Below are 7274 nucleotides of genomic sequence, written 5' to 3'. Positions count from 1 at the left end.
CCGCTGGCGGGACGGGGCCTCGGCCGCCGCGGCGGCCTCCGCCTCGGACAGCACCTTGTCCAGGTAGATCTTGCCGCGGTTGTCGATGTCCGCGATCTGCACCTCGACCTTGTCGCCGACGTTGAGGAAGTCCTCGACCCGGTCGACGCGCTTGCCGTTGCCCACCTTCGAGATGTGCAGCAGGCCGTCGCGCCCCGGCAGCAGCGAGATGAACGCGCCGAACGCGGCCGTCTTCACCACGGTGCCGAGGAACTTGTCGCCGACCTTCGGCATCGTCGGGTTGGCGATGGCGTTGATCCGCTCGACCGCGGCCTCGGCCGACGGGCCGTTGGTCGCGCCGACGTAGATCGTGCCGTCGTCCTCGATGCTGATCTCGGCGCCGGTCTCGTCCTGGATCGCGTTGATGGTCTGGCCCTTGGGCCCGATCACCATGCCGATCTTGTCGACGGGGATCTTGACCGTGGTCACGCGGGGCGCGTACTGGCTCATGCCGGCCGGCGACTCGATCGCCTCGGCCATCACGTCGAGGATGACGTGCCGCGCGTCGTGGGCCTGCTGCAGGGCGCCCGCGAGGACGTCCGACGGGATGCCGTCGAGCTTCGTGTCCAGCTGCAGGGCCGTCACGAAGTCACGGGTGCCGGCGACCTTGAAGTCCATGTCGCCGAAGGCGTCCTCGGCACCGAGGATGTCGGTGAGCGTGACGTACTCGGTCTTGCCGTCGACCTCGTCGGAGATGAGGCCCATCGCGATGCCCGCGACCGGCGCCTTCAACGGCACACCGGCGGACAGCAGCGCCATCGTCGAGGCGCAGACGGAGCCCATCGAGGTGGAGCCGTTGGAGCCGAGCGCCTCGGAGACCTGGCGGATCGCGTAGGGGAACTCCTCGCGGGCCGGCAGGACCGGGATCAGGGCCCGCTCGGCGAGCGCGCCGTGGCCGATCTCGCGCCGCTTCGGCGAGCCCACCCGGCCGGTCTCACCGGTCGAGTACGGCGGGAAGTTGTAGTTGTGCATGTAGCGCTTGGACTTCTCCGGCGCCAGGGTGTCCAGCGTCTGCTCCATGCGCAGCATGTTGAGCGTGGTGACGCCCAGGATCTGGGTCTCGCCACGCTCGAAGAGGGCCGAGCCGTGCACCCGCGGGAGCACCTGGACCTCGGCGGTCAGCGGACGGATGTCGCGCGGGCCGCGGCCGTCGATGCGGACCTGCTCGCGCAGGACGCGGGCGCGGACCTCGTTCTTGGTCAGCGACCGCAGGGCGGCGCCGATCTCCTTCTCACGACCCTCGAAGCCCTCGGCGAGGCGCTGGAAGGCGGCCTCCTTGATCCGGTCGAGGGCCTCCTCGCGCTCCGCCTTGGAGGAGATGCGCAGCGCCTCGGAGACCTCGTCCTTGACCGCGCCGGCGACGGCCTCGTAGGCGTCGGGCTGGTAGTCGAGGAAGGTCGGGAACTCCTGGACCGGCTTCGCGGCGACGGCCGCCAGCTCGGACTGGGCCCGGCACAGCTCGCGGATGGCGGGCTTGGCGGCCTCGAGGCCACCGGCCACGACCTCCTCGGTCGGCGCGGGCGCGCCGCCGGCGACGAGGGCCACGGTGTGCTCCGTCGCCTCGGCCTCGACCATCATGATCGCGACGTCGCCGTCGGGCAGGGTGCGGCCGGCGACGACCATGTCGAACGTGGCGCGGCCGAGCTCCTCGAGCGTCGGGAACGCGATCCACTGGCCGTCGACGTGGGCCATGCGGGTGGCGCCGATCGGGCCGGAGAACGGCAGGCCGGACAGCTTGGTGGACATCGAGGCGGCGTTGATCGCCACGACGTCGTAGGGGTGGGCCGGGTCGAGGGCGAGGATCGTCTCGACCACCTGGACCTCGTTGCGCAGGCCCTTGACGAAGCTGGGGCGCAGCGGCCGGTCGATCAGGCGGCAGGTGAGGATCGCGTCCTCGCTGGGGCGGCCCTCGCGGCGGAAGAACGAGCCGGGGATCCGGCCCGCGGCGTACATCCGCTCCTCGACGTCGACCGTCAGCGGGAAGAAGTCGAACTGGTCCTTCGGCGACTTGCCGGCCGTCGTCGCCGACAGCACGACCGTCTCACCCAGCTGGGCGAGCGCGGAACCGGCGGCCTGACGGGCGAGGCGGCCCGTGGAGAACGTGATCTCCCGGGTGCCGAGCGCGCCGTTGTCGATGACCGCGGTGCTGGAGTGCGTACCGAGAGTGCTCTGCTCGGTCATGTGTTGTGGTGCTCCTTCGGGTTGTGGTGCGCCCAGGCGGAGCTGTCTGCGGCCGGTCTTCGATCGAAGCTCACGGGGCTGATCTGCCCGGAAGCCACTACCGAGGACCGGTGCGCCGACACGCTCGGCGGGGCGACTGTCCATACCAGTGTGTCACTACACGAAGGGGAGCGACGCATGGACGCCGCTCCCCACCGTGCGAGTCGTTATCGCCGCAGGCCGAGCCGCTCGATCAACGAGCGGTAGCGGGCGATGTCGCTGCGCTGCAGGTAGTTGAGCAGGCGGCGGCGACGGCCGACCAGCAGCAGCAGGCCGCGCCGGCTGTGGTGGTCGTGCTTGTGCTTCTTGAGGTGTTCGGTGAGGTCCGCGATCCGCTTGGTCAGCATCGCGACCTGGACCTCCGGCGAGCCGGTGTCCCCTTCGCCGGTCGCGTACTTGCCCATGATCTCGGTCTTCTGCGCAGAGTCGAGCGCCATGATCTCCCTTTGAACTGGGTGTGCGTACAGAAGAGGCCGGTCCCGCGGCGTCGTGCAGGCAGCCTGGCCCCCGCCGGTCACCCGGCGTCGACACAAGGCTAACAGACGGGGCGGTCCAGCACTCGTCTGGCCTGTGCGACGTCGTCGTGGATCTGCTCGACCAGCGGCTCGACGCCGGTGTACACCCGCTGCTCACGGAGGCGTTCGACGAAGTCGACGGCGATCCGCTCGCCGTAGAGGTCGCCGGCGAAGTCGAGCAGGAAGGACTCGACCCGCCGCTCCTTGCCGGAGAACGTCGGGTTGGTGCCGATGGAGACCGCCGCGCGGTGCGGCTCGCCGTCCCGGTCGCGGGTCACCCAGGCGGCGTAGATGCCGTCGGCGGGGACCGCGGTGTTCGGCGCGGTCAACAGGTTGGCCGTGGGAAAGCCCAGCTCACGGCCGCGCTGGTCGCCGCGCACGACGACGCCCTCGACGCGGTGCGGCCGGCCCAGCGCGCGGGCGGCGGCGACCACGTCACCCGCGTCGACGCAGGCCCGGATGTAGGTCGAGGAGAACACGGTGCCCTCGTCGGCCACCAGCGGCGCGCCCTCCACCCCGAAGCCGAACGTGCGCCCGAGCCGGTGCAGCAGCTGCAGGTCACCGGCGGCCTTGTGGCCGAACCGGAAGTTCTCCCCCACCACGACCAGCGCGGTGTGCAGGTGCTCGACCAGCGCGTCGTGGACGAACGCCTCCGGCGACAGGTGCGAATACTCGACCGTGAACGGGATGACGCACAGCACATCGACGCCGAGCGCCTCGATCAGCTCCGCCTTGCGGGACGGCTCGCTCAGCACCGCCGGGTGCGACCCGGGCCGGACCACCTCCGACGGGTGGGGGTCGAACGTCAGCACGACCGACCGCACGCCCAGCTCGCCGGCCCGCTTCACGACGTGCCCGATCACCTGCTGGTGCCCCCGGTGCACGCCGTCGAAGACGCCGATCGTGGTGACCGCGCGCCCCCATCCACCCGGCGCCGCCTGCGTTCCCCGCCACCGCTGCATGGTTGCGAGCCTAACTCTTGCGACGTTTGTGGCAGGTGTACGGGTGGCGACAGCCACTCTTGTCACGATCGCGGCGGGTGTACGGGTCGCCGCGGCCGCTCTTGTGGCCGTCGCGGCGGGTGTACCGCGGTGTCAGGGGACGAGCACGATCTCCGGCCGCGCCCGGCCGTCCTTCTCCCGGACGATGGCGAGCACGCTGCCGTCGGGGGCGAAGACCGCGTACGGCTCGGCGACCCCGATCGGGGCGAGCGACCCGCCGTGCGAGAGCGTCTTCGCCTCGACCTCGTCGGCGTCGCGGCGGGGGAAGGACCGCGCGGCGGCGGCCGGCAGCGGCATCGTGACCGGGTCGTCCCGCTCGGCCAGCTCCTCCAGGGTCGCCGCCTCGGCGAGCGTGAACGCGCCGACGGCCGTGCGGCGCAGCACGGTCAGGTGCCCGCCGACGCCGAGCGTCGCGCCGAGGTCCCGGGCGAGCGCGCGGATGTACGTCCCGGACGAGCACGCGACGTCGACGTCGACGTCGACCCATCCGGGCTCGCGCCGGATCCCCAGGACGTCGAGGCGGGCGACGGTGACCGGCCGGGGCTGCAGCGCGACCTCCTCGCCGGAGCGGACCCGGTGGTAGGAGCGGACCCCGTTCACCTTGATCGCCGACACGGCGCTGGGCACCTGCAGGATCTCCCCGCGCAGCGGCGCGAGCCCGGCGTGGACGTCGCCGTCGGTGACCCCGCTCGCGTCCACAGTGGACACGATCTCGCCCTCGGCGTCGTCGGTGACGGTCGCCTGCCCGAGCCGGATCGTGGCGCGGTACTCCTTGGTGCTGCCGATGACGTACGTGAGCAGCCGGGTCGCCTTCTCCACACCGATGATGAGCACCCCGGTCGCCATCGGGTCGAGGGTGCCGCCGTGCCCGACCCGGCGGGTCTTCGCCAGCCGCCGCATCCGCGACACCACGTCGTGCGAGGTCATCCCGCCGGGCTTGTCGACGACGACGAGCCCGCCCTGCGTTGCTGCCTTCTGCGCCACGACGGGTCAGCCTAACTGCCGTGCACTGTGAGGGTGTGCCACAGGTACTTCAACAGCTGCAGCCGCTCGGGATCGGCGCGGGCGGCACGGGCACCGCGGCCGATCAGCTCGGCGTCGACGAAGGGCCGCGACCAGCGCTCGCACAGCAGCACCGCCAGGGGACGCACCTCGGGACCCCGGAACTCGTCGTCGATCTCGTCCGGGCTCAGGCGCGGCCCCGCCCGCCATTCGAGCTTGACGCCGTACCGGTCCGCGAGCGTCTCCGCGGCGGGCAGGTGGCCGGCGAAGCTGTCGTCGAGGACGAGCGCCGCCACGTCCCGGGCGAGGTCGACCGGACCGTGGACCTGCGCCTCGACGTAGTCGTCGAGCGGTCCGGCCGCGGCGACGTGGTCGGCGAGGCCCGCCAGTACCGGCGCCAACGCGTCGAACACGCCCGCCTCCCCGGGCTCGTTGAAGCTGTCCCCCAGGGTGAACGTGGCGCGCGTGTTGACCTCGGGGCGCAGGCGCAGGTGCGCGGAGCCGAAGCGGCGAGCGGCGCCGGCCGGGTGGCGGCGCAGGTCGAGGGCGCCGTACTTGGGCCGGTCGGCGGGCACGACGCCGGGCCGCTGGTAGGCGCCGCCGAACATGCGCTCCTCCCAGCGGTCGCGGTCGCCGCCCGGGTGCGCCGTGAGGCCGCCGTTGGAGATGCCGGTCTCGAACTGGCTGCGGAACCGGCCGTCGGCGAGCAGCCCCGCGATCACGGTGCGGCCGCCGGCGTCGATGCGGTCCGGATGGAAGTTGATCGTTACGACCGCGTCCACCGGGTCGGTGCGCGGGCCCGCCGCCGCCCGCACGTGCGCGAGCGCCTCCAGTTGCGCGGCCGTGAGCTGTGCGTCCACGGCGCGCAGTATGTCAGCGGACCGCGCCGGCCACCGCCCATTTGTCGCCGGCCAGGCGCCACAGCAGGCCGCCCAGGCGCAGCGCGATGAACAGGCAGAGGGCGACCCACACCCCGCGCAGGCCGGCGTCGAGCAGGTACGCGAGCCAGATGCCGGGCAGGAAGCCGCCGAGCGCCGACACGAACGTGAGGTTGCGCAGGTACCGCACGTCGCCGGCGCCGAGGAAGACCCCGTCGAGCGCGAAGACCACGCCGGCCGCCGGCATCATCGCGACGAACCACCACCAGGCGGTCTTCGCCTGGGCGTACACCTGATCATCGGCGCCGAACCACGGCCGGACGGTGGCGAGGGCGGCCGCGACCAGCACCGCGAACACGGCGCCGGAGACCAGCCCGGCGGCGGTGATGCGGCGGGCGAGCAGGCGCGCCTCGTCGACCTGTTCGCCGCCGAGCGCGGCGCCGACGAGGGACTGCGCGGCGATCGCGACGGCGTCCAGGGCGAGCGCGGTGAAGAAGAACAGCTGGATCGCGATGAGGTGCGCGGCGAGGCTGGCGGTGCCGAAGCGGGCCGCGACCGCCGACGCGGACAGGAAGCACGCCTGGAACGCCGCACCGCGCAGCAGCAGGTCGCGGCCGAGCACCAGCTGGTGGCGGATCACGTCCAGGTGCGGCCGCAGCGGGACCCGCTCGGTCAGCAGCGCCCGGACGAACAGCAGGCCGCCCGCCGTCTGCGCGACGACGTTCGCGATCGCGGAGCCGGCCAGGCCGAACCCCAGCGGGTGCACGAGCAGGGGGCAGAGCACGGCCGACAGCGCGTTGGCGCCGAGCACGTAGTAGAGCGGGCGGCGGGTGTCCTGCACGCCGCGCATCCACCCGTTGCCCGCGGTGCCGAGCAGCAGGCCGGGCGCGCCCAGGGCGGCGATGCGCAGCCAGTCGGCGGCGCCGTCGGCGACCGGGCCGGGCGACCCGGCGACGGCACGGGTCAGCGGCCCGGCGAACACCTCGAGGGCCACCATGATGACGACCCCGCCGGCGAAGGCCAGCCAGGACGCCTGGACGCCCTCGGCGACCGCGGCACCGCGCTGCCCGGCGCCGAAGCGGCGCGCGGCGCGGCCGGTGGTGCCGTAGGCGAGCACGTTGCCCAGCCAGACGGCGAGCGCCATGATCTGCCCGCCGATGGCGAGCGAACCCAGCTCCTCGCGGCCGAGGTGCCCGACGACCGCCGTATCGACGAGGACGTAGAGCGGCTCGGCGGCGAGCACCACGAGCGCAGGCAGGGCGAGGGCGGCGACACGACGCATCGGGGTCACCGCGACAGCGTAAGGAGAAGCCTCCCTACACGCTACTTACAGGGTGATCAGCCCCTGCGGTCCATCGACATCTGCAGGGCGGCACGGGCGCGCTCACGCGTCTCGGTGGTGGGCTCCTGCGGCTTGGGCTGGGACTTCGGCTGCTCAGGCATGACGGTCTCCTGACTCGGTGACGCGGTTGGAGTATCGACGGTCCGATCGCAGGGGCGCCGGGGTCACCGGCGGCCACGCCAACACGCGACGAGGAGACCGACTGTGGGTGGCGTCGGCCTGCAACGTGGATCGGTGGGTCTGGCGCATCTGTTCCTCGCTTGGCGGCTGTGGTGTT

The 7274-nt window shown here is 72.6% G+C and carries 6 protein-coding genes; all 6 read right to left on the bottom strand.

Features of this window, described 5'->3' with window-relative positions:
- Nucleotides 1–2220 (bottom strand): polyribonucleotide nucleotidyltransferase (locus tag AB0J72_RS48665; protein ID WP_363412761.1); only part of this gene is annotated, 2220 nt, incomplete at its 3' end.
- Between the two features lie 206 nt (nucleotides 2221–2426).
- Nucleotides 2427–2696: a 30S ribosomal protein S15 gene (rpsO, locus tag AB0J72_RS48660; protein ID WP_344507829.1), complete on the bottom strand. Its 270-nt coding sequence runs from the start codon at nucleotides 2694–2696 to the stop codon at nucleotides 2427–2429.
- A 98-nt stretch (nucleotides 2697–2794) separates the two neighbouring features.
- On the bottom strand, nucleotides 2795–3736 hold the full coding sequence (locus tag AB0J72_RS48655) for a bifunctional riboflavin kinase/FAD synthetase (protein ID WP_363412759.1): 942 nt from the start codon (nucleotides 3734–3736) through the stop codon (nucleotides 2795–2797).
- Between the two features lie 132 nt (nucleotides 3737–3868).
- Nucleotides 3869–4759, bottom strand: coding sequence for a tRNA pseudouridine(55) synthase TruB (gene truB / locus AB0J72_RS48650; RefSeq protein WP_363412757.1), 891 nt, complete (start codon nucleotides 4757–4759; stop codon nucleotides 3869–3871).
- 11 nt (nucleotides 4760–4770) lie between these two features.
- A complete protein-coding gene (locus tag AB0J72_RS48645; protein WP_363412755.1) occupies nucleotides 4771–5637 on the bottom strand; it encodes a DUF3626 domain-containing protein in 867 nt (288 codons plus the stop codon).
- A 13-nt stretch (nucleotides 5638–5650) separates the two neighbouring features.
- Nucleotides 5651–6937, bottom strand: coding sequence for an MATE family efflux transporter (locus AB0J72_RS48640; RefSeq protein WP_363412769.1), 1287 nt, complete (start codon nucleotides 6935–6937; stop codon nucleotides 5651–5653).
- Between the last annotated feature and the right edge of the window lie 337 nt (nucleotides 6938–7274).

The sequence above is a fragment of the Dactylosporangium sp. NPDC049742 genome, from assembly GCF_040674675.1.
In the GTDB taxonomy this organism is placed as follows: domain Bacteria; phylum Actinomycetota; class Actinomycetes; order Mycobacteriales; family Micromonosporaceae; genus Dactylosporangium; species Dactylosporangium maewongense.
This window is presented reverse-complemented; position numbering and strand designations above follow the sequence as displayed.

What these genes read in the sequence shown, in the direction of transcription:
- rpsO (WP_344507829.1), bottom strand. Translation starts at nt 2,696, where the DNA reads ATGGCGCTCGACTCTGCGCAGAAGACCGAGATCATGGGCAAGTACGCG.
- AB0J72_RS48655 (WP_363412759.1), bottom strand. Translation starts at nt 3,736, where the DNA reads ATGCAGCGGTGGCGGGGAACGCAGGCGGCGCCGGGTGGATGGGGGCGC.
- AB0J72_RS48640 (WP_363412769.1), bottom strand. Translation starts at nt 6,937, where the DNA reads ATGCGTCGTGTCGCCGCCCTCGCCCTGCCTGCGCTCGTGGTGCTCGCC.